This is a genomic window from Treponema sp. OMZ 838, from assembly GCF_000775995.1.
GTDB lineage: Bacteria > Spirochaetota > Spirochaetia > Treponematales > Treponemataceae > Treponema.
The window spans coordinates 290,612-312,824 of sequence record NZ_CP009227.1; the positions used below are offsets into that span (position 1 = coordinate 290,612).

The window sequence follows — 22,213 nt, forward strand, 5'->3', positions numbered from 1 at the left end:
GAGGACACATGAACGAATGGTTTAAAAAAACATTAACGCAAATCAAAACACTGTGGAGTAAGTGGACGCTTATCCAAAAAGGCATACTGGCAGCCGTAGTTGTTGCAGCGATTGTCATTATCGTCTTGCTTACTTCATGGTCAGCTAAGCCCTCTCTTGTGCCGCTCATCGATACCCCGGTAACGGATGCAACGGTCAGAGAACGTATCATTCTAAGGCTCAACGAAGAGAATGTGAAAGCAACCGTTTCGCAATCGGGAGTTATTTCGGTGAATGACGAACAAACCGCTCGCCGGATGCGCGCCATCCTCTTGCGTGAAGACCTTATTCCGCAGAATACCGACCCGTGGGCTATTTTCGACGTAGAACGCTGGACACGCACGGACTTTGAACGCAATATCGACGTACGGCGCGCTGTTATCGAAGAAGTCCGCAAGCACATTAAAGCATTGGACGATGTAGATGACGCAAGTGTCGTAGTCAATATGCCGAAAGATAAGTTTTTTCAATCAGAGCAAAATCCCGTAACGGCAAGTATTATACTCTATCCGAAACCGGGCAGCGACATCAGTACAAACCGAAAAAAAATTGAAGGTATCCAAAAGGTCTTAAAATATGCCGTTGAAGGTTTGACCGATGACAATATCACTATTGCCGATAACAGCGGCAATATTCTCAATGATTTTGCAGGGATGAAGGACTTTGACCGCCTCTCCATTATCGAAAAACAACAGAAGATTATTGCAAAACTGGAAACGCAGTATGAAATCAAAATTCTTAATATTCTGCAAAAGACCTACGGCACCGATCGTGTCCGGGAACTCAGTATTAAGATCGATATGGATATGTCGGAAAAGACAGCCGAAACGGTAGAATTCCTGCCCTTCCAGCTGAGACCGGACAATCCTGAAACCCCGTACGATGAATCCGAGGTACGAGCTTCGGTAACCCGCTCTTCGGAAACGGCAACAACAACCTATCAGGGAACAGGCTTTAATCCTGAAGGCCCCGCCGGTGTGGAAGGACAAACAGCTCCTTCATATCGGGATACCAGTAATTTAACGGGATTGTCTACGCAGTCGATTGTAAGAACAAACGAAGAAATCGGCAGCCGGAGAACATCCGAGATTGTCAGCCCTGAAATGGGACGCCGTACCGTGTCGGTAAACATCGACGGGCAATGGCGCAAAAAGAAAGATGCAAACGGCAATCTCATCATTAAAGACGGACAGATTGAGCGTGAGTATATCCCGATTTCCGATGAAGAATTGCAGAAAGCCACACAGGCTGTGCAAGCCGCAATCGGATACAACGCACTGCGGAATGATTCAGTCAGCGTTCTTAACATCCAATTCGACCGCTTATCGGAATTTGAAAAAGAAGATGAGGCTTATTTTAGAGCGGTTCAGCGGCGGTTGATATTACTGGTCAGTTTAGCAGGCTTAGCGGTTCTCTTACTCCTCTTTATCATCTACCGTATTGCCACCCGCGAATTCGAACGCAGAAAGCGGCTTAGAGAAGAAGAACTTTTGCGGCAACATCAGCTTGAACGAGAAAAAGCGCTGTGGGAGGCTGAACAGGCCGGCATGGAAGTTTCAATGTCCGTAGAAGAGATGAAACGGCGAGAACTGTTGGAAAATGTGATAAACAATGCGCGTGAACATCCTGAAGATGTTGCATTGCTGCTGCGCACATGGTTGATGGAGGAATAGTATGGCAGTATCACCCGCAAAAGAAAAAGCGAATGCAGCAAACAGCAAAAAGCAGAAAGATATAAAATCGCTGAATGGGCGGCAAAAGGCGGCAATTTTCTTGGTTGCAGTCGGAGAAGAAATCTCCGCCAAAATCATGGAACAGATGCGCGAAGACGAGATTGAAAAACTCGTCTTCGAAATTGCCCGTACCGAAACGGTTGAATCCGAGCTGAAAGAAGCGGTATTACAAGAGTTCCAAGAACTCATGGCCGCCCAAAACTTTATTACGACCGGCGGTATCGACTATGCGCGCGGCTTATTAGAGAAATCTTTAGGCAGCCAAAAGGCGATTGAGGTTATCAACCGGCTCACCAGCTCGTTACAGGTACGACCTTTCGACTTTATCCGGCGTACCGATCCGGCGCACCTTTTAAACTTTATTCAGCAGGAACACCCGCAAACCATTGCGCTCATCCTTGCATATTTGGAACCGCAAAAAGCGTCGGTTATTTTGCAGAACCTGCCCGATGAAATTCAAAGCGACGTAGCCCGCCGTATCGCAACGATGGACAGAACATCGCCCGATGTTTTGCGTGAAGTTGAACGAGTACTCGAAAAGAAGCTTTCTACCCTCTCCAGCGAAGATTATACGGCGGCAGGCGGTGTCGAAAGCATCGTTGAAATACTCAACCTTGTAGACCGTTCTTCCGAAAAGTCGATTATCGAATCGCTTGAAGACCAAGACCCTGACCTTGCGGAAGAGATCAAGAAACGGATGTTCGTATTCGAAGATATCGTTATGCTCGACGACCGTTCTATTCAGAAGGTGCTGCGTGAGGTTAACAGTGAAGAGCTTGCAAAAGCGCTCAAGATTGTCGATACCGAAGTACAGGACAAGATATTCAGAAATATGTCAAAACGCGCGGCAAGCATGTTAAAAGAAGAAATGGAATACATGGGACCGACCCGTTTGAAAGACGTCGAAGAGGCACAGCAGAAGATTGTTTCGATTATCCGGCACTTGGAGGACAACGGCGATATCGTTATTGCACGTTCCGACGAAGACGAGATGATTGTCTAACCCGGGCAGCGTAGTCAAATCGGCAAAAGGAGATTCTGAAAGTGGCTAAAAATATTTTTCGTGATTTTGAAGTTAAAAAGCTCAACGGCGATATGGTGCTGGCATTAGCGAAAACCTTTGAACCGGAAACAACTACCGAAGTGGTAGAAGCAGTTCCGGTTCCTGAGGGGCCGACGCTTGAGGATCTCAAAAACGAAGCGGAAGAATTTAAGCGTCAATGGGAAATCGAAAAAGAACAGCTCATTGCCGACGCTCACCGCGAAGCCGATGAAATTATCGAAAACGCAAAGAAAACCGCTTTTGAAGAAGCAAAGCGGCAGATGGATGTGTCCCAAATCGACGCGCAAAAAGCCCGTGAACAAGCCCAAGAAATAGTCAGCGATGCGGAAAAAAGAGCTGCAGACATTGTCGATAAAGCTGAACAAACCGAAGCGGCTACACAAAAGAAAGCTTTTACCGAAGGTTTCGATGCCGGACGGGAAGCGGGATTTAAAGAAGGAAAAGTCGAAGTAACCCGTTTGATAGAACGCCTCCATACGATGATCGAACGCACAATGGATAAACGCGAGGAGATTTTAGCGCAGACGGAACAGCAGATTGTCGACCTTGTACTGCTGATGACCCGCAAGATTGTAAAAGTAATCTCAGAAAATCAGCGGAATGTCGTAACATCGAATATTATCCATGCGCTGCGCAAGGTAAAGGGACGTGCCGATGTCATTATACGGGTAAACCTTGCCGATGTCGGTTTAACGAGCGAGCATACCAAAGACTTCTTGGCAGCGGCAGAAAATATCAAAAATATCACCGTTGTGGAGGATTTATCGGTCGATGCGGGCGGCTGTATCATCGAAACCGACTTCGGTTCGGTAGATGCACGTATCGCCTCTCAGCTGCATGAGCTTGAGCAACGCATCCTCGAAATATCTCCGATAAGGACACGCGCGGCTTCCTCCGACGGGTCTTCAAATCGAAAGTAGCCTATGACGTCGATTTTTGATAAATACCTTGACGCGGTTTCCGAAACGGAACCCATTAAACGTACCGGTGTCGTCAGCCGTGTACAAGGGCTTCTTATCGAAAGCCGCGGCCCGCAAGCCTCTGTCGGGGAATTATGCAGAATCAATCTAAGAGATAACACAGAAAGTATCATCGCCGAGGTTATCGGTTTAAACGGCTCAACCGTACAGCTGATGGCCTACGAAGATATACAGGGTGTAGAAATCGGCTGTGATGTTATTGCAAGCGGGGTGATGCTTTCCGTACCGGTCGGGTCGGTGCTGCTCGGCCGCGTCGTCGATTCACTCGGAAGGGCGGCGGACGGCAAACAGGAACCCTACGCTCCCCTGCACTACCCCATCCTTGCTTCACCGCCTGATCCGCTGGAACGGCGTCCCATTAAAGAACGCATCGTAACGGGTATCCGCGCTATCGACGCACTCCTTGCCATCGGCAGAGGGCAGCGTATCGGCATCTTCGCCGGTTCCGGTATCGGTAAATCAACCTTGATGGGCATGATTGCGCGGAATACGAGCGCCGACGTCAATGTCATTGCACTCATCGGCGAACGCGGCCGCGAGGTAAACGACTTCTTGGAACACGACCTCGGCCCGGAAGGTTTAAAACATTCGGTTGTGGTAACCGCTACATCGAATACTACCCCGCTCGCCCGTATCCGCGGCGCATATACGGCAACGGCAATCGCCGAGTATTTCCGCGACCAAGGAAAGGATGTAATGCTCCTTTTCGATTCGGTTACCCGCTTTGCCAAGGCTCAACGCGAAATCAGCCTCGCTATCGGGGAACCGCCGGCAACCCGCGGCTACACTCCAAGTGTCTTTGAAACATTGCCTAAATTGCTTGAGCGGAGCGGAACATCCGCAAAAGGTTCGATTACCGGCTTTTATACCGTACTCGTTGACGGCGACGACATGGACGAGCCGATCTCAGATGCGGTGCGCGGTATATTGGACGGACATATTCTACTCAACCGGAAACTTGCCCAGCGCGGACACTACCCTGCCATCGATATACTCGGCAGTATTTCCCGTTTGGCAAACCGCGTTTCAGGGGAATGCAGTAAAAAAGCAGCACAGTATATGCGTAAATTGATGGCAGTCTATGCCGATGCCGAAGATATGATTCAGGTCGGCGCATACCAAAAAGGCAGCAATCCCGCCATCGACGAGGCGATCGCACACCATGATAAAATCGAAACTTTTTTACAGCAAGAGGTAAACGATCCCGCGCCGATTGAAAAAACACTGGAACAACTCAGCGCCATTACCCATATCGACATACCGAATGAAGAAAGTTTCCAAGCGGGTGCAGGCGCAGCAAAAAAATACTTGATGCCGTCGGAAGCCGCCGATTTATACAAAGCAGAAATTGAAAAACCGGCCGCGGAGCATACGGAAGGCTAATTCCGTATGAAAAAATTTCAATTTACCCTGCAAAAGCTCTTGGATATCCGTGCCTTCCGCGAAAAAGAAGCGGAAACCAACCTCGGACGTGCCGTTGCCGCCCGCGAAGCGATTGTGTTGCGCCTTGCCGAAATTGCACAAGAAGAAGTAAAAACGCGCCGGTCGTTATGGAGCAGCCTTAAAACTCCTGGAGAGCTGTCTTTACACGAAAACTATTTAACACGCCTTCATACTGAACGCGAAAAGCAGGAAAAAGCACTCGTGGAAGCGGAGCTTGTAGTCGAAGAAATGCGGAAAATCTATATCAAAGCACATCAAGAACGGCTCATCGTATCAAAACTGCGGGAGCGGAAAGAAGCCGAATGGAAAGCTGAGGGGCTAAAACAGCAAGATGCAATTCTTGACGACATCGTCAACGCCCGTGAATATAGAAAAAGTCAGAATATACTTTAAATTGCTTCACTACATTGATTTTTTGTAGAAATCCACTATCGAACGGCCATAAGCGCGTTGATCAACGCGCGTTAATGACAAGATTTGATCGGGCAGCTCTTTTTCTTTGGGACGATGTATCAGTGCAAGCCCTCCCACGGCTAGAATCGGCTTTTCGGCGATTGTATGCAGTAAATCATAATGAAACTGATACGGAAAAGGGGGATCAAGATAGATAATATCAAAGATATGTTTAGAGCGCTGAAGGTAAAGCTCCACCGGCATACATTTACACTCAAGTTTTTTATCTGCAAGCGCGGCATTCTTTAACAAAATGGGGAATTTATCCTTATCTTTTTCCACCAATACGACAGGATAGGCTCCCCGTGAATAGGCTTCAAGTCCGCACATACCCGATCCGGTAAAGAGGTCTAAAAAAGACTTGCCTTCCAAATCACCTAAAATCGCAAAAAGAGATTCCCTCATTCTATCCATTGCCGGCCGGATAATCCCCTTAGGGCATTGAACTTGCCGGTTTTTTAGTGTTCCGCCTGTTATTCGCATATCGGTATATTTAAATACAAAGAAGCTGACTTAACTCGTTTTGAGAAACAATCTGATATGCATCAAGATTCTTATCGCTTTCTTGAATCCGTTTTTCTATTCGATCTTTCACATCGCTATGCAGCTTATAATAAGCACTTAGATCGGTGCCGGAAACAGGCAAAGTAATCTGTTTTTCGATCGTTTTAGCGGCGAATGCTTTTAAGAGTAATAAATAATCCGTTTCACACGAATAGAGACTCTGCATAATTGGGAGATATTCGGGTAAATGCGAAAGATTCTGTACTTCGCCAAATAAGGTTTGTAATGTATCTGATACAAAAGATATATCGGCAAGCATTTTATCTAAAAACATATTCTCTGACAGTTCAAGCGAAAGCCCTTCGGTGGTAATACTGACTATTTTTGCAAGTTGATAGAGATTATCATGAAATGCGGTATTTTTAAGCATAGAACTCCTCCCTTTCTACGTTTTGAGTATCGGCATTTTTTTAACAACAATGAGTTTTACCTCAAGCAGGCAATTAGCTTGTAATTTTTTATGCAATGTGGCAGTATGGTATATATGATTTTCAATGATAAACTCCAAATGGGAATAGACGTCGGCTCCACAACCGTAAAAACGGTCATTCTTGCAGCTGACGGTTCCATAGTATATAGCCGTTATGAACGGCATCGCGCAGATATTCGCAAAACGATTATCGTGGTGGTAACGGAAGCATTGGATGCTGCCGCAAAAATATACGGCGACCATGCTCAGCTGCAAGTACAGGTAACCGGTTCCGGCGGTTTGGCTGTTTCAAAATGGCTCTCCGTACCGTTCGTTCAGGAGGTTGTCGCCGCGGCCGTCGCTGTGCAGGCAAAGATTCCGCAAACCGATGTCGCCATCGAGTTGGGCGGCGAAGATGCCAAAATTACCTACTTCGGCCATTCGGTTGAACAGCGTATGAACGGCACCTGCGCAGGCGGTACGGGCGCCTTTATCGACCAAATGGCGGCGCTTCTCGAAACCGATGCGACGGGGTTAAATGAACTTGCCAAAAATGCAACAACCATTTATCCCATTGCCGCCCGCTGCGGTGTCTTTGCAAAAACCGACGTTCAGCCGCTTATCAACGAAGGAGCACGGCGGGAAGATATTGCCGCAAGTATTTTTCAGGCGGTTGTCAGCCAAACAATTTCCGGTCTTGCGTGTGGCAAGCCTATCCGCGGGCGCTGTGCCTTCTTGGGCGGCCCCTTACACTTCCTTGACCAACTGCGGCAACGGTTTATCGAGACACTGAAGCTTGCGAACGACGAAATCATTGTGCCGGAAAACTCCGAACTCTTTGTCGCGCTCGGCGCAGCGCTCAGCGCCGGTTCCAATCAATCGCTGAGGGCATCGCCCCACAGGGCTGTCAACAACGGCTCCGAAACGGCGGAAATTTCCTGCACAGCGCCGACGCAGACCCAACTGTTACGCACGGGGTTTCGCGCTCAGCCTGCTGCAACCCCTAAAATCACCAATACAACGATGTTTATCAATCCCGCCGCGTTGACCGTAGAAGTACTGCGGGATAAGCTCGGCTCCCTCGCCGATGCGGAAATGCAGGAAGTCCAGCGGCTTCCGCCCCTCTTTGAAAATGATGCGGCGCTTGCAGAGTTCCGCGAACGGCACGGGCGAGAACGAGCGGAAACCGCCCCGCTTGAAGCAGCAACGGGACCCGTGTTCCTCGGTATGGATGCCGGCTCAACAACGACGAAGGCCGTGCTTATCGACCAAGAAGGACGAATCCTCTGGCAGTTCTACGAATCGAATGCAGGCAATCCCGTCAATCTTGCGGTAACCATGCTGCAATCCCTCTATAAACAAATTCCGAGCGGAGCGCATATTGCCCGCTCTTTATCCACCGGCTACGGTGAAGGACTCTTCCAAGCAGCCTTCGGTGTAGATGCGGGAGAAGTTGAAACCATCGCACATCACCGTGCAGCCGATTTTTTCCTGCCCGGCGTGGAATTTTTGCTCGACATCGGCGGACAGGATATGAAGTGCATCCGCATGAAAGATCGCTGCATCAGTTCCATCCAATTAAACGAAGCCTGTTCTTCGGGATGCGGCAGCTTTTTGGATAACTTTGCCCGGTCGCTCGGTATGGCGGTTACAGACTTTTCAACCCAAGCGCTCCTCGCACCGAAACCTATCGACCTCGGAAGCCGCTGTACGGTCTTTATGAACAGCCGCGTTAAACAGGCGCAAAAGGAAGGCGCGTCCGTCGGCGATATTTCGGCGGGACTTTCGTATTCGGTTATCAAAAATGCCCTTTTTAAGGTTATCAAACTGAGAAATACCGCCGCTATCGGTGAAAAGGTCATCGTTCAAGGAGGTACGTTCCACAACGATGCGGTATTACGCGCCTTCGAGCTGATTACCGGCAGAGAAGCGGTGCGCCCCGATATCAGCGGCTTGATGGGTGCATTCGGTGCCGCGCTCCTTGCCCGCGATCAATGGATTGAGCAAGGGGCAGACATACAGGTTAAGTCGGATATCTTACCGGCGGAAGGGCTTGATGCATTAACCGTCAAGCTCGATCTTTCCCGCTGCGGTAAATGTGCCAACAACTGCCTTTTAACCGTCAACCGGTTCAATACACCCGCGGCAGGCACCCGTATTTTTATTACGGGAAACCGATGTGAACGCGGTGCCGAAATAGCGGAAACGGAAAATACTCAAGCAAAAGAATCGCTGCTAAAATTCGGTAAAAAGAAACAGGATAGCGGCATTCCCAATCTCTTCGAATGGAAATACAAACGCGTATTTTCATATAAGCCGCTGCCGGAAGCCGAAGCGGAACGCGGCACCATCGGTATTCCGCGGGTACTCAACCTCTACGAAAACTATCCGTTCTGGTTCACACTTTTTACCAAGCTGAAATTTTCGGTAAAATTGTCTCCGCGTTCATCCCGTACACTCTATGAACTGGGATTGGAATCCATCCCGTCGGAATCGGTATGTTATCCCGGCAAAATTTCCCACGGACATATCGAAGCGCTTTTAAAAGCAGGCGTTACGACGATTTTCTATCCCTGTATCCCCTACGAATTGAAAGAAGACCCTAAGGCAAACAACCATTTCAACTGTCCCGTCGTAACGAGCTATCCCGAAGTGCTCAAAAACAACATCGATGCGTTACGGCAGGATGAACATATCCGGTTCCTTAACCCGTTCTTGCCGCTCTATAACGAAAAACGGCTCGGCGAGCGGCTCCATGAAGAACTCAATAAATACTGGGATATTCCGCTTGCCGAAATCCGTGCTGCCGTGCGGAAGGCGAAAGAGGAAGCGGAAGAGGTAAAAAAAGAGACCCAGTTCCAAGGAGAGGCGGCGCTCCGAAAAATAAAAGAACAGGGGCTTATCGGTATTGTACTTGCCGGGCGGCCGTATCATCTTGATCCGGAAATTAACCATGGAATTCCCGAACTGTTGACGGGCTTGGGACTCGCCGTATTAACCGAGGATTCCGTTGCGCATTTAGGTAAACTCCCCCGCCCGCTTCGGGTTGTAGACCAGTGGGTGTATCACAACCGCTTGTACCGCGCCGCCGAATTTACCGCACGGCAAGATAACCTTGCGTTTATTCAGCTTACCAGCTTCGGCTGCGGTTTGGATGCGGTTACTGCGGATCAAGTGCAGGAAATTACCGAAGCGCATGGGAAAATGTATACCTTGCTCAAAATCGACGAAGGTTCCAACCTCGGCGCAGTGCGCATCCGTATCCGCAGTCTTATGGCGGCTATCCGTGAACGCAGTAAAGGCGCTTCCGTCAAGGCGCAGGGATACCGCGGCTTTAAGCACGTAGAATTTACCGAAGAGATGAGTAAACGGTATACCGTCCTCGCTCCACAGATGGCGCCCATTCACTTTGATTTGTTGGAAGCAGCCTTTCAACATTCGGGCTTTAATCTCGTCATATTGCCGGATACCGATCCTCAGGCAATCGACTGCGGATTACGATACGTCAATAATGATGCCTGCTATCCGGCGATCATCGTTGCGGGACAGATGATTTCGGCGCTGCAATCGGGTAAATACGATCTGAATGCGACGGCGCTCATCATCACGCAAACGGGAGGCGGATGCCGCGCAACAAACTACATCGGGTTTATCAGGCGGGCATTGGAAGATGCGGGCTTAGGATATATCCCCGTAATCGGATTAAGCGCGCAGCAGATTGAAAAGAATTCCGGCTTTAAGCCGACATTCGGTTTGGCAGACCGCGCGTTAAAAGCGCTCTGCCTCGGCGACTTACTGATGCGTGTACTCTACCGTACCCGCCCCTACGAGCAAGAAAAGGGCGCGGCAAATACGCTCTATCGGCACTACGCAGACAGGATAAAGACCGAATTGAAACACATGAGCGGGCGGGATTATCGTAAGGTTGTACGAGATATTGTACACGACTTTGATACGCTGCCGCTTATTCAAGAAGAAAAACCCCGAATCGGGGTAGTCGGCGAAATTTTGGTAAAATTTCATCCGACAGCCAACAACGATATTGTAGGCACCATTGAGCGGGAAGGCGCAGAATGTGTCATGCCCGACTTGATGGACTTCTTCTTCTACTCGCTATTCGACGGAGTTTATTACGAAACATCGCTGGAATCGAGCGCATTTAACCGATTTAAATATCACGTCGCAATCTGGTATATTGAACGGTACCGCAACGGGATGAAAAAACAGCTGAACAAAAGCCGCCGTTTTACCGCCCCCGAATCGATCTATAATTTAGCAAAGGGTGTCCACGGGGTTCTTGATTTAGGGAACGTCGCCGGTGAAGGATGGTTCCTTACCGCCGAAATGGTTGAACTTATCAAGTCAGGCGTTGTCAGCATCGCCTGCTTGCAGCCGTTTGCGTGCCTGCCTAACCATGTTACCGGCAAGGGTATGATAAAAGAGCTGCGTCGCCGGTATCCTGATGCGCAGATATCCGCAATCGACTTTGACCCGGGTGCAAGCGAGGTAAATCAACTCAATCGCCTCAAGCTCCTGTTGGCAAATGCACCGTATGGTGAACATCCTGACGGAATGAATCGGAAGAGGGCATAATAAGAACCATGATATACGCACCTATTGACGACACGGCGCTGCAACAGCACCTTGATAAACTTGAAAAAGATGAACTCCATATCTTTACTGCCGACGACGGCCTGTTCCGCGGAGGGCTTTTCCACGGCACGCGGTTCGTAAACCGAATACGTGCACAGCACCGGCTGGGAATCCTCGAAACCCTTGTGCTCGGACAGGCAGGCCTCTGTGCAGCACTGATGATTCAAACGATGAAAGGGCGCGAAACACTCCAGCTGCGCTATGAAACGGACGGCCCTGCAACCGGCTTTTCAGTAGAAGCAGACTCGCGAGGCTTTGTGCGCGGCTATCTTCTGCAAAATCCCATACCGATTGAAACTCCGCTTGAAAGCTGGGATCTCGCCCCCTTTTTAGGAAACGGCACACTTACCGTTACCCGCTTTCCGGAGGCAGATCATGCTGCCGGGCGGGAACCACATCGCGGTATTGTCGAAATTAAATACCGGAATATCGCAAAAGACCTTGCGTGGTATTTTCAGCAATCGGAACAGCTCTATACGGCCTTTAATACGAGTATCAGGTTTGACAGCATTGGCAGAGTAGTCGGCGCCGGAGGCTTTTTTATCCAACGGATGCCGACGGAAGGAGGAACTCGCCGCGGAAAACAGGCAAAAACGGAAGAAGAAATTGAAGATGCCGTTACCCGTATGGAACGGGCGTTTACCGCCTGTCCTCCGCTCGGCGATTGGTTCAGTGAAGGCGGGAACTGCGAAGATATCATTTTCGGCTTACTGAGAGAGTTCAATCCTCAAGCGGTTGCAGCACGGAACATAGCCTTCGATTGCCCATGTTCAAAAGAGTATTATCTGGAAGCATTGCAGAAGCTGTCGGAAGCTGAACGGAAAAACTTAAAAGAAACAGCAGACGATCCGCTTGAGATTGTCTGCCGGAATTGCTCCAGTGTCTACCATATTCCGCTTGCCGAACTATAAAATCAGCAAAGCGGAGGTATCTCGAAAGTAACTAATTTTCGGGATACCCCTGTTCTCTATTTTTTGTGTAGTTTTTACTATCGATAAATTGACGCAAGATACTCAAACTTTCGATAACCGATGCAGAATAATCCAGCAATTTTGAATAAGAAGCTTCCAATTCGGTTCTCGATGATGTTTTAAGCTGACCGACAATAGCTTTCGTCTCATTATGGAGCTGCTCATGGTGTACCATAAGCTTTTTAAACTCGGGATGCTGCATTAAACCTTCATGCAGCGGAGCTTCTTTTTCAATCCATTGACCTAAATCACATTTTTTATGGTCACCCAATTCTATTGTGTTTACATCAAGCCGCCCATCAATCAAGGCACGCACCTTAGTAACCCAACCGAGATGTTTCAATACAATGCGCGCAAATGGCATAGCATACTCATCCGCTACTGTCTTTCCGTTTACCAGATCAATACCTTTTTCGACTGCAGCATCGACCACAACGGTACTATCAATAATATTGTTCATATTAAACAGGGCGCTGCTCATCAAATCGCTTACTTCGTTTGCAGTTGTCTGCAAAGAGGTCAGCATATTGCCGCCTTTATCCGCCTGATCAGCTATTTTATTGATATATTCAATAGCGGTGTCCGCACGGTTATTCAAGTCTGCCGCAGATTCCGGCACCAACATAACAGCATCGCGTACCGATGTGCTTGTTCCGGCAAGCATATTCATCTCAGAAGAAATTTCTACGAAAGAAGAGGCTGTTTCATTTACCGAATTACCGATAAGCGTCATCGCAGTACGCGTTTCGTCAGCGGTATCACGCGCAATCTGAAGCGCTTCAAGCATATTTTTAAGGGTTTTGGAAGCATCGGCAGCATTGAGCGCCGTCGCTTCAGAAAGCTTTCTAATTTCACCCGCAACAACGGCAAAGCCGAGGCCAGCCTTCCCTGCATGTGCCGACTCTATGGCAGCGTTCATTGCAAGCAGGTTTGTCTGAGCACTGACATCATTTATCGAGCCGATAATATCTTTAACCGCATCAATGTTTTGATTAAGGCTGTCGATAACCGTAAATAAGTCTTTTACCTTTAATGAGCCTTTTGCGACGGCATCCGTTAACTGAGAAGTAACCGAAATTCTATCGGTAACGATGTCCGCAACACGATTTACCGAATCGGTTATTTGCTCTACCGACGAACTTGCTTTTCCGGCCGTATCCTCCAGTGCAGTAGTGCAGCTATGCACCTCTTGCAGCTGTTCCTGAACCGACATGATGGAATCCAGAATTGAATGGATACTATCGGTAAACGCCTCAAATTGATGTTCTTGCTTGAGGTTTTTAAAAAGAACCTGAGACGCACCGGTTATCTTGCTTCTGATATTAAGTGCAATATTTTCCGCAGCAGTCATCAATGCTTCTACTTCTTTTACCTCAAACACGATACCGTTTGTGATAGGCGCTATCTCATGCTTTTCCGCTTCCGAATCCTTTTTTGTAAATGAAAACATACTTTTTCCCCTTTGTTTACAGACACAAGGCTTTCCAAGCAGCCTCCGCGGCAGCTTGTTCCGCTTCCTTTTTGCTTTTCCCTAAAGCAGGTTCATATTCCTTCTCTTTAATGACAACTTTTACTTGAAAAACTCTGTCATGATCCGGCCCCGATGTCTCTACCAGCACATATTTAGGGATAATGCGATATTTTTTTTGCACATATTCTTGCAGCAAGGATTTATAATCCCGATATCGATGTTTATTTTGTTCGACCAACTGCATCTGCGGTTCAATAATTTTTAATACGAACTGTTGAGCAGCCTTGAATCCCGAATCTAAGTAGAGTGCACCGATAAGTGCCTCCACCGCATCGGCGAGCAGGGCTTTTTTCTTCCTACCGCCCGACACTTCTTCACCGTGCCCCAGCATTAGATATGTATCGATATTGAGATTCAGTGCAATGGGAAAAAGAGAGTCTTCGGAAACAACCGCAGCTTTAATTTTTGCAAGATCGCCTTCAGGTTTATCTGGATGAGCAAGATACAACTCTGTTGCAACAATCATACCAAGTACGGAATCACCCAAAAACTCAAGCCGCTCATTATTGATAGGAGAATCGCTGTGTTCATTAGAAAATGAACGATGACAAAAGGCTATATCCAATAAGCCAATATTTTTAAATTTACATCCTGCTTTTTTTTGAAAAGTAAGCAGTTCTTGCTTCCGATGTTTTTCTAAAACATGGATAAAAGGAAACAAGAACGACATCTTTTGCAATATTACTTCGACTGAGATTTAATGAAATCGTAAGCATCCCTAACGGTTTCGAATTCGCTTACTTTTCCATCAGGAATCTTGATTCCCATCTCTTCTTCGATTGCATACACCAGCTCATACGTATCAAGGCTATCTGCACCGAGATCTTGGCGGAATGAAGAATCGAGCGTAATTTTATCCGCATCAATTTCCAACTTGTCTGCAATCAACTTTTGAATTTGAACAAATAATTCGTCCATAAGAAAATCCTCTCTTAATTTAATGTATCCGGATCAACGACCTGATGTCCGCGGTAGAACCCGCATTTTGAACATACATGATGAGATAAAATTAAATTGCCGCAATTTGCACACTCCACAAGATGAGGTGCGTTTAACCGCATATTGATTCCTCGACGGCGGCGTGTGCGTGCTTTTGACGTTTTAGCTCTTGGCACTGCCATAAGGTAACCTCCCTATTCATAATTAAATCACAAAAAGATATTCCATATTATACGTGAACCTGAAAATAGTCAATATGAATCCTTGCATAAATACCGAATGGATTATATAATTTAAACTATCAGGAGCATCACAATACATTTCTTATGGAACATATTATTCAAGAAAACATCCTGCACATTATGGAACGGATTAAGGCTGCCTGTAAAAAAGCAGGGCGCGATCCTAAAGAAGTTCAGCTGTTGCTTGCAACTAAAACCGTCGAGCCGGAGCGGATTCTACAGGCTTTTGCCTGCGGTTGCACTTTAATCGGCGAAAACAAGGTACAGGAGCTGCGCGATAAATATGAGGCGCTTTCCGCAGTGCCGCATACGGCGCATTTTATCGGGCATCTGCAATCGAATAAGATTAAAGAGGTGATTCAGTATGCGCAATGTATCCAATCAATCGATAACCTCGATACGGCACAAAAACTGGAACAGCGGCTTGCGCAAGAAGACCGTAACCTCGACATCTTAGTGCAGGTAAACACCTCGGCAGAGGAAAGCAAATTCGGCTGTGCACCGGAAGAAGCGGAGACTTTGATAAAAGCCATCGCTACCCTGCCCCATATCACTATCCGCGGGTTTATGACTATCGGATTATTCTCTGGGGAAGAAGATAAGGTACGGGCGTGCTTCCGCTGCCTTAAACAGGTGCAAAAGCGCGTTGCAGCACTGGCGCTGCCGAATGTTTCTACGGATATTCTTTCGATGGGGATGTCGGGCGACCTAGAAATCGCCATTGAAGAAGGTTCAACCATGTTGCGCATCGGTACGGCGATATTCGGCGAACGTCAGTACCCCGATACTTACTACTGGAATGAACAAAGTCCTTCATAATGATAACGGAATGATGAAAAAAAGAGTTTACTTGTAGTTGTATTCTTACTATCCGCAGTAGCCGCTTTCGGTGAGGAGCTTACCTATGCGCGGCCGAAAACCAACGGCCTTGATATTGAGCTTTCTCAGGTACATTTGATTGCCGAAGCGTTTGATGAAGAACGCATCGCATATCGATTTGAACTTGCGGAAGGCAAAAAACTTTCCTGCATAGAAACGCAAAAAACACTGCGGATACGCCAAATGGCTCCTTCGCAGGGCACGCTGTATGTCTTTATACCGAAAAAGATGTTGCTTGAAAATTGCAGTATACGGGTAAACCGCGCGGATATCCGGCTCGAAGGTGTGCAGGCGGTACATATCCTTGCAATGCTGAATATGGGCTCGGTAACAACGTCCGAATGTGTCTTTAAAAATGCCGTAATCAATATTGCGCGGGGTTCGCTATCCTATGATAAAACGCAAATTGTAAAATCCTGTGCATTCACCGTAACCGATGCAACCGCTGCCATAGTCTTCCCTTCGGAAGAGGCTGAATATCATATCGATTACGTCCAAAACGGAGGGACGCTCACCATTGCCGGTAATGAGCTTACCAAAAGCCCGGGAGAATACGGCAGCGCGAAAGCAAAACGCCGCATCATCTTTTCGGGAGGAGCGGCAAAAACTTCGATCAACTTTACAAAAAAAGACACAAAAACGGCAGCTTCAAAACAAAATTCCGGAAACTGATATGCCTCGTACATAAAAAAAGGCTTCTTTTGAAAATCAAAAGAAGCCTTCATGCGGCGAACTGGACTTGAACCAGCACACCTCGCGGCATCAGCACCTCAAGCTGACGTGTCTACCAATTCCACCACCGCCGCATTTGTAACAGTGATGTACTATATCTAAGATTACAAATAAAGTCAAGACCTTTTGAAATATACGACGCATCTACTGCGTCATACGGCAAAAAAGTGTCCTCAACGTATCATAGATACGCCTGCGGTACTTTTTTGCCTAATTCCTTGTATCTGCATCGTCTATTTCAAAAGGCTTACGGAAAGCTATATACTTCGTTGCTGCGCGAAAATTAATCCTCAACGTATCATTTCCGCCACGGATGGCGGGGGTTCCAAGCAGCAGCGTGTTTGCCCTGCAAACACGTAGGTATAAAATGTACAGGGAAGTACATTTTATACCGTGCCTGTGGTTAATTTTTGCTCGCGCCTTGTATCTACGCCGTCTATTTCAAAAGGCTAACGGAAAGGGTATATACTGCGCGCCGCTGCTGAAAATACTCAACGTATCAGAACGGACAGGGATGTCCGTGGTTCCAAGCAGCAGTAAGTTTTTCGTTAGAAAAACTTATCGTTGAGCAGTGTACAAGGAGGTACACTGCTCAACAGCGGCACTGATGGCGGGGGTTCCAAGCAGCAGCGTGTTTGCCCTGCAAACACGTAGGTATAAAATGTACAGGGAAGTACATTTTATACCGTGCCTGCGGTTAATTTTCGCTCGCGCCTTGTATGTTCAGAACGGACACGGATGTCCGGGGATCCACGCAACGGCGACGTTTTTGCTCCGCAAAAACTCGCATCCAGAAGTGTACACGGATGTACACTTCTGGACAGGCTATTTTCAAAAGGCTTACGGAAAGCTATATACTTCGTACCACTACTATTGAAAATACTCAACGTATCTCAGAAGCGATGCGGATGTCGCTGATTCTCGTCAGTAGTGTGTTTGTCTGATTGCTAGAAAAAAATGTGCGGAATTCCACGCATTGCAAAATCACGGAGTTTTTGTTACAGTGAGCGGCGATGAAGCTCATACTGGCGCCGCTGGCAAATATCAGCCATTCGGGATTGAGGATGCTTATCCACACTTTCGGCGATCCCGACGAATATTTTACCGAGATGATTCATGCGCCGTCGCTGCTTGCGGGCGGGCGGTTTGAACAGTGGTATCTGCGGGCAAACCCCGTGCCGGAAAAGCTGGTGTGGCAGCTTACCTCGCCTAAGGCGGAAGCATTCACACAGGCGGTACCGGTTGTACTGCAGCACGGCGGCATCGGGGTTGACTTAAACATGGGCTGTTCCGCTCCGCCGATTGTACGGACGGGAGCAGGCGTTGCTTGGATGCTCAAGCCGCTTAACACGACAGCCGAAGCGGTGCGCTCGGTTAAACAAGCGCTTGAAGCATATTCTACAGAACAAGGCAAGTCGTTTAGACTGAGCGTAAAGCTGAGGCTCGGAGCTACCATCGATTATGCGTGTCTTTTACGCTTTTGCACGATGCTGATTGATGAAGGCGTGCAGCTTATCACAATCCACCCGCGCCTTCAGCGGCAAAGCTATGCGCGGCCTGCTCTCCACGAATACACGGCTGCGCTTGCAAAGGATTTAGCTATTCCGGTATACGGCAACGGAGACATCAATTCGGCAGAAAAACTGCAAACCGCCGCCCAGCACTATCCTTGCGCGGGGTGGATGATCGGACGCGCAGCGGTACAAATGCCGTGGATTTTTGAAGCAATACGCCGCAAACGTGCCGGCAATTCGAGTTCCATACCATACCGTATCGACCTTGAACAAACGGCAGTATCGTTTCTGCACTACCTCGAAACCGAACAGCCGCCTGAATTCTTCCTTACACGGGCGCAGCGGTTCTTTCAGTTTTATTGCGACAATTTTTCGTTTGCGCATTATTGTAGAACACAACTGCTGCGGTCACAGAGCCGAGAAGAAATGGAGCACGCGCTGCATACCTACTTTGAACAGGCTCCTGAGGATAAAATGATTCAAATTTAAAGTTTTCGGTTTATTTTCCGATGCTTATTAAATGGAAGTATGTTATTATTAAAAGATAACAACCGGTTAAAATATTCGGGGAGGACATCATGCGCAATGCAATACGGCAAAAAGCCGTGGCGGTCTTTTTTTTCTTGTGTATACTGATCGCGGCGCAAGCGGCGGAACAAACTGCCATCGACACATACACCTACGGCGAACTTGTTGAAACGATTGCACGGACGGATGCGCCGCTTATCACCGGAAAATATATCATTTTTACGGCAGCAGGATCCGCACGTCATGTCGGTATCGCCTTTGAACACGAAAACTTTCAATCAATTCATTCTTTCCAGCGCTTATATCGAAGTGATGATAGCACCGAGACTAAAAAATCAATCCTCTTCTATATCATGCAGATACCTGAAGAAATGAGAGAGCTGCGCTATCGGCTGGTTATTAACGGTCTTTGGTCTACAGACCCGCTCAATCCCGATGAAATATTCGACTACTCCGCCGGAATGTCTCTTTCGGTTTTAAAGATTCCGTATCAAAAAGAATATAGAACCGCTGTTGAAAACAACGGCAGGACTCGTTTTGTCTATCAAGGAGAATCGGGAAAACGAATATACCTTGCAGGCACGTTCAATAATTGGGATCCCTTTATGTATACCTTGGAAGAAGTGATGCCGGGCAGATACGAATTATATCTTCCGCTGCCGAACGGCGTTTGGTATTACGCATACTTTAAAGACGGAAAGCAGATTCCCGATACGACAAACCGCGAACACGTCTACATGGCCGACGGGAGAACAGCTTCGGTTATTTCCGTTAAATAACACAGCGTATTGCCTCCCCGCCTATGAAGACATTCCTGAAGCAATCGACGGAAGCGCGGCGCGAACTCATCCTGACCGCCAACCCTATTAAAACATTGCTTATTCTCTCTCTCCCATCACTGCTGATGAATACCGTGCAGGCGATGATGCCGTTTACCGATGGGCTTTTTATCAATAACCTCACCGGCTATGCAGTAACGGGGGCAGTAACCTTTTCCCAGCCAATTATTTCGATGGTATTGGGTTTATCACAAGGGTTAAGTGTTGCCGCGATGGCAATTATCGGACAGCTGAATGGGAAAGGTGCAATCGAAGAAGGGAAAAGGGTTGCAGCGCAGATATTTTTATTTGCGGTCATACTCGGTATCATCAGCGCGCCGCTGCTTCTGATCATCAGTGTGACGATTTCAAACGGATTGAAGAGCGATATTGCGCCGTATGTCCGTCAGTACATCGCATGGTACAGCATCGTCTTACCGTTCAGCTTTTTGGAGTCCGTATACAACGGTATTAAAAACGCGAATGGAAAACCCGAAGCGGCTTTTACCCGAATGACCATCCTCTTTATCATGAAGGTTGTCGGGAATTTTCTCTTTCTCTACGTATTGCGGCTCGAAATTCTCGGCTGCGTACTCGCCTCTCTTTTGGCAAACGCAACAATCACAGTCTGGATGGTATACGAATTGTTCATCCACAAAAGTCCGGACAAGCTCGATGTCAAAAACTTCAAGTTCGATTCAAAGATCATCAAAGAGGTTCTGAAAGTCGGTTTTCCGGCAATGTTCAACTATTCTTTTTTGTACTTAGGCTTTTTTCTTATCAATAAAGAAATTGAAAAATATGGCGCCATCGTCGTCGCAGCACAAGGAATCGCGAGCAATATCAATGCGCTGTGCTTCAACCTGCCTGCCGCTTTTAGCGCGGCAATTACGACGATGGTCAGTATGCACATCGGTGCAGGATATCCGCAAAAGGCAAAACGGGATTGTCTCCTCGGCTGCATCACCAGCATCATTATCGCCGTTATAATGATTTCGATTATGATTCCGCTTTCACCTTATCTGACTGTCTTATTCAGGCGGGAGCCGGAAATTATCGGTATTGCAAACAATGCGCTCAACATCTATACCTATTCGATTATCGGCTTCGGTATTTGTATGACCATTCAAGGCGCGTTTATTGGACTCGGCAAAACGAAGATGCCGCTTGTGCTCGGTGTGCTCCGTATATGGCTGCTGCGTTACATCTTTGTATTGGCAACGGAACACATCCTGCAATACTACGCTATTTTTTGGGGAAATCTCTTTTCAAACATAACAACCGCGCTTATCGCAACCGTCCTCATTTTGCGGACAAAATGGGTGTCAGCACTCACCATCACCACTGAAGAAAAGGAGTAACCGCCATGCACGGTTCACTGGCACAGATACCGCAAGTTGAAAAACTTCTGTCGCATCATGACCTTTCCGGCTGCATCGAAAAGCTCGGCAGACCGATTGTAGCCTCTATCGTATCGGAGTATATTAAGCAGATACGGGCTGAGGCTTTAAAAGGAGCCGCCGTTCCGTCTTTTGATGCGTGTATAGCGGACATCCGGCAGCGATGCACGAAGCATATACGGAAGCGGATTTCGAAGATTATCAACGCGACGGGCATTATCCTGCACACCAACCTCGGACGAAGCCCGCTTCCGCACGGTATTTGGGATGCGGCAAAGGAAGCCGCCCAATCCTATTCGGCTATCGAAATGGATTTGGAGGACGGCAAACGGGGGCAGCGGTTTCCCTTTGCCGTCGAAGCGATGAGTACGCTTGTCCGTGCGGAAGCGGCGCTGATGCTGAACAACAATGCCGCCGCCGTGTTTCTGTTACTTAAAGCGCTTGCGGGCGGGAAAGAAGTTATCGTTGCGCGCGGCCAGCAGGTGCAAATAGGCGGCGGCTTCCGCATTCCCGACATTCTGCGGGAGGCAGGCTGTACGCTCGTAGAAGTCGGCACTACCAACATCACCACCCTTGAAGACATTACCGCCGCCGTTACCGAACAGACGGCAATGGTACTGTGGGTGCATACCTCAAACTATAAAATCCGCGGCTTTACGGAGCAGCCATCCCTGAGCACCATCCGCAAGGCCTTACCGCCTGAGATAATCCTTGCGGTAGATCAAGGGTCAGGCGCTATTGCGCTTACCATACAAGATGAGCCGACCGTACCGGCCTTATTAAAAGAAGGCGCCGACCTCGTGTGTTTTTCGGGAGATAAGGTGTTCGGCGGCCCGCAATGCGGATGGATTACCGGCAAAAAAGATTTAATCGCGCTCATTGGCCGCCATCCGCTGATGCGCACCTATCGGGTAGGCCGCGCCGTTGCCGCCTTAATGGAAGAAACCCTCGTGCATTACTTGAATAACGGAAAGAGCACCGCGGCCGAAGCGTTGCTGCTTGACCCTGCCGTGATAAAAAAACGCAGCGAAAAGATTGTGAGAAAATTGCCGCCCGGAACCGCATGTGTTGTCCCCTACCCTTTCTCGCTCGGCGGCGGCAGCACTCCCGACGAAGCCTTCCCGTCATGGGCAATTATGCTGCACACGCATAAACCGGAAGCGGTAAAGACGGCGCTGCGGTTTTGCAGCATTCCGATTATCGCTATTATTTCGGAGGATAGGCTGCTATTACACCTTGCCGCCGTAAATCCTGCCGATGATGCATATATTATCCAAGAATTACAGGAAATCTCTAAAAACTCGCCCGGCTTTTAGAGGTTC

At 48.0% G+C, this 22,213-nt stretch carries 19 protein-coding genes and 1 tRNA gene; 13 read left to right on the forward strand and 7 right to left on the reverse strand.

Features of this window, described 5'->3' with window-relative positions:
- Positions 1 to 8: 8 nt before the first annotated feature.
- From fliF to fliJ, 5 genes are read left to right on the forward strand one after another with little or no spacing between them, the layout of a single operon-like run.
- Positions 9 to 1,712: a flagellar basal-body MS-ring/collar protein FliF gene (gene fliF, locus QI63_RS01295; RefSeq protein WP_044013179.1), complete on the forward strand. Its 1,704-nt coding sequence runs from the start codon at positions 9 to 11 to the stop codon at positions 1,710 to 1,712.
- Position 1,713: 1 nt separating this feature from the next.
- Positions 1,714 to 2,775, forward strand: a complete 1,062-nt coding sequence (gene fliG / locus QI63_RS01300) for a flagellar motor switch protein FliG (protein ID WP_016524171.1) — start codon at positions 1,714 to 1,716, stop codon at positions 2,773 to 2,775.
- Positions 2,776 to 2,816: 41 nt separating this feature from the next.
- Positions 2,817 to 3,755: a flagellar assembly protein FliH gene (fliH, locus tag QI63_RS01305; protein ID WP_044013181.1), complete on the forward strand. Its 939-nt coding sequence runs from the start codon at positions 2,817 to 2,819 to the stop codon at positions 3,753 to 3,755.
- Between the two features lie 3 nt (positions 3,756 to 3,758).
- Positions 3,759 to 5,198 (forward strand): FliI/YscN family ATPase, encoded by a 1,440-nt coding sequence (locus QI63_RS01310; RefSeq protein ID WP_044013183.1) that lies wholly within the window; start codon positions 3,759 to 3,761, stop codon positions 5,196 to 5,198.
- A 6-nt stretch (positions 5,199 to 5,204) separates the two neighbouring features.
- Positions 5,205 to 5,651, forward strand: coding sequence for a flagellar export protein FliJ (gene fliJ / locus QI63_RS01315; protein WP_044013185.1), 447 nt, complete (start codon positions 5,205 to 5,207; stop codon positions 5,649 to 5,651).
- A 9-nt stretch (positions 5,652 to 5,660) separates the two neighbouring features.
- Here the strand turns inward: fliJ and rsmD are convergent, their stop codons facing one another.
- Both rsmD and QI63_RS01325 read right to left on the reverse strand, forming a co-directional pair.
- On the reverse strand, positions 5,661 to 6,194 hold the full coding sequence (gene rsmD / locus QI63_RS01320; protein ID WP_044013187.1) for a 16S rRNA (guanine(966)-N(2))-methyltransferase RsmD: 534 nt from the start codon (positions 6,192 to 6,194) through the stop codon (positions 5,661 to 5,663).
- Between the two features lie 10 nt (positions 6,195 to 6,204).
- Positions 6,205 to 6,645 (reverse strand): hypothetical protein, encoded by a 441-nt coding sequence (locus QI63_RS01325; RefSeq protein WP_044013189.1) that lies wholly within the window; start codon positions 6,643 to 6,645, stop codon positions 6,205 to 6,207.
- 114 nt (positions 6,646 to 6,759) lie between these two features.
- Here QI63_RS01325 and QI63_RS01330 point away from each other — a divergent pair, with 114 nt between their 5' ends.
- The gene (locus QI63_RS01330; protein ID WP_044016898.1) at positions 6,760 to 11,277 is read left to right on the forward strand and encodes a 2-hydroxyacyl-CoA dehydratase; all 4,518 of its coding nucleotides are present in this window, start codon (positions 6,760 to 6,762) and stop codon (positions 11,275 to 11,277) included.
- A gap of 8 nt (positions 11,278 to 11,285) precedes the next feature.
- Positions 11,286 to 12,248: an Hsp33 family molecular chaperone HslO gene (locus tag QI63_RS01335; RefSeq protein WP_044013191.1), complete on the forward strand. Its 963-nt coding sequence runs from the start codon at positions 11,286 to 11,288 to the stop codon at positions 12,246 to 12,248.
- Between the two features lie 31 nt (positions 12,249 to 12,279).
- On the opposite strand, the gene QI63_RS01340 is transcribed toward QI63_RS01335, so the two are convergent.
- Genes QI63_RS01340 through rpmF form a run of 4 tightly spaced genes read right to left on the reverse strand, consistent with a single transcriptional unit; the run spans position 12,280 to position 14,960 of the window.
- The gene (locus QI63_RS01340; protein ID WP_044013193.1) at positions 12,280 to 13,758 is read right to left on the reverse strand and encodes a methyl-accepting chemotaxis protein; all 1,479 of its coding nucleotides are present in this window, start codon (positions 13,756 to 13,758) and stop codon (positions 12,280 to 12,282) included.
- 16 nt (positions 13,759 to 13,774) lie between these two features.
- Positions 13,775 to 14,500, reverse strand: a complete 726-nt coding sequence (rnc, locus tag QI63_RS01345) for a ribonuclease III (RefSeq protein WP_044013196.1) — start codon at positions 14,498 to 14,500, stop codon at positions 13,775 to 13,777.
- Between the two features lie 20 nt (positions 14,501 to 14,520).
- Positions 14,521 to 14,757, reverse strand: a complete 237-nt coding sequence (gene acpP / locus QI63_RS01350) for an acyl carrier protein (protein ID WP_016522148.1) — start codon at positions 14,755 to 14,757, stop codon at positions 14,521 to 14,523.
- A gap of 14 nt (positions 14,758 to 14,771) precedes the next feature.
- Complete coding sequence (gene rpmF / locus QI63_RS12535; RefSeq protein WP_016522149.1) at positions 14,772 to 14,960, reverse strand: 50S ribosomal protein L32; 189 nt, start codon at positions 14,958 to 14,960, stop codon at positions 14,772 to 14,774.
- Positions 14,961 to 15,104: 144 nt separating this feature from the next.
- On the opposite strand from rpmF, the gene QI63_RS01355 reads away from it, so the two are divergent.
- A complete protein-coding gene (locus tag QI63_RS01355; RefSeq protein WP_044013201.1) occupies positions 15,105 to 15,839 on the forward strand; it encodes a YggS family pyridoxal phosphate-dependent enzyme in 735 nt (244 codons plus the stop codon).
- Positions 15,840 to 15,974: 135 nt separating this feature from the next.
- Positions 15,975 to 16,571 (forward strand): hypothetical protein, encoded by a 597-nt coding sequence (locus QI63_RS01360; protein ID WP_235619741.1) that lies wholly within the window; start codon positions 15,975 to 15,977, stop codon positions 16,569 to 16,571.
- Positions 16,572 to 16,623: 52 nt separating this feature from the next.
- On the opposite strand, the gene QI63_RS01365 is transcribed toward QI63_RS01360, so the two are convergent.
- Positions 16,624 to 16,705: transfer RNA gene (locus QI63_RS01365), tRNA-Leu, on the reverse strand.
- Positions 16,706 to 17,644: 939 nt separating this feature from the next.
- Here QI63_RS01365 and QI63_RS01375 point away from each other — a divergent pair.
- The 4 genes from QI63_RS01375 (at position 17,645) to selA (ending at position 22,207) form a co-directional block, all read left to right on the forward strand.
- Positions 17,645 to 18,634, forward strand: a complete 990-nt coding sequence (locus QI63_RS01375) for a tRNA-dihydrouridine synthase family protein (RefSeq protein WP_044013205.1) — start codon at positions 17,645 to 17,647, stop codon at positions 18,632 to 18,634.
- 89 nt (positions 18,635 to 18,723) lie between these two features.
- Entirely contained in the window at positions 18,724 to 19,452 is a 729-nt protein-coding gene (locus tag QI63_RS01380; protein ID WP_044013207.1) for a glycogen-binding domain-containing protein, read from the forward strand.
- A 23-nt stretch (positions 19,453 to 19,475) separates the two neighbouring features.
- On the forward strand, positions 19,476 to 20,852 hold the full coding sequence (locus QI63_RS01385; RefSeq protein ID WP_044013209.1) for an MATE family efflux transporter: 1,377 nt from the start codon (positions 19,476 to 19,478) through the stop codon (positions 20,850 to 20,852).
- 5 nt (positions 20,853 to 20,857) lie between these two features.
- Positions 20,858 to 22,207, forward strand: a complete 1,350-nt coding sequence (gene selA / locus QI63_RS01390; protein ID WP_044013211.1) for an L-seryl-tRNA(Sec) selenium transferase — start codon at positions 20,858 to 20,860, stop codon at positions 22,205 to 22,207.
- Positions 22,208 to 22,213 lie beyond the last annotated feature (6 nt).

What these genes read in the sequence shown, in the direction of transcription:
- fliF (WP_044013179.1), top strand. Translation starts at nt 9, where the DNA reads ATGAACGAATGGTTTAAAAAAACATTAACGCAAATCAAAACACTGTGG.
- QI63_RS01375 (WP_044013205.1), top strand. Translation starts at nt 17,645, where the DNA reads ATGAAGCTCATACTGGCGCCGCTGGCAAATATCAGCCATTCGGGATTG.
- rsmD (WP_044013187.1), bottom strand. Translation starts at nt 6,194, where the DNA reads ATGCGAATAACAGGCGGAACACTAAAAAACCGGCAAGTTCAATGCCCT.
- fliG (WP_016524171.1), top strand. Translation starts at nt 1,714, where the DNA reads ATGGCAGTATCACCCGCAAAAGAAAAAGCGAATGCAGCAAACAGCAAA.
- QI63_RS01355 (WP_044013201.1), top strand. Translation starts at nt 15,105, where the DNA reads ATGGAACATATTATTCAAGAAAACATCCTGCACATTATGGAACGGATT.
- QI63_RS01310 (WP_044013183.1), top strand. Translation starts at nt 3,759, where the DNA reads ATGACGTCGATTTTTGATAAATACCTTGACGCGGTTTCCGAAACGGAA.
- acpP (WP_016522148.1), bottom strand. Translation starts at nt 14,757, where the DNA reads ATGGACGAATTATTTGTTCAAATTCAAAAGTTGATTGCAGACAAGTTG.
- QI63_RS01340 (WP_044013193.1), bottom strand. Translation starts at nt 13,758, where the DNA reads ATGTTTTCATTTACAAAAAAGGATTCGGAAGCGGAAAAGCATGAGATA.
- selA (WP_044013211.1), top strand. Translation starts at nt 20,858, where the DNA reads ATGCACGGTTCACTGGCACAGATACCGCAAGTTGAAAAACTTCTGTCG.
- fliJ (WP_044013185.1), top strand. Translation starts at nt 5,205, where the DNA reads ATGAAAAAATTTCAATTTACCCTGCAAAAGCTCTTGGATATCCGTGCC.
- QI63_RS01330 (WP_044016898.1), top strand. Translation starts at nt 6,760, where the DNA reads ATGATTTTCAATGATAAACTCCAAATGGGAATAGACGTCGGCTCCACA.
- rpmF (WP_016522149.1), bottom strand. Translation starts at nt 14,960, where the DNA reads ATGGCAGTGCCAAGAGCTAAAACGTCAAAAGCACGCACACGCCGCCGT.
- QI63_RS01380 (WP_044013207.1), top strand. Translation starts at nt 18,724, where the DNA reads ATGCGCAATGCAATACGGCAAAAAGCCGTGGCGGTCTTTTTTTTCTTG.
- QI63_RS01325 (WP_044013189.1), bottom strand. Translation starts at nt 6,645, where the DNA reads ATGCTTAAAAATACCGCATTTCATGATAATCTCTATCAACTTGCAAAA.
- QI63_RS01335 (WP_044013191.1), top strand. Translation starts at nt 11,286, where the DNA reads ATGATATACGCACCTATTGACGACACGGCGCTGCAACAGCACCTTGAT.
- QI63_RS01385 (WP_044013209.1), top strand. Translation starts at nt 19,476, where the DNA reads ATGAAGACATTCCTGAAGCAATCGACGGAAGCGCGGCGCGAACTCATC.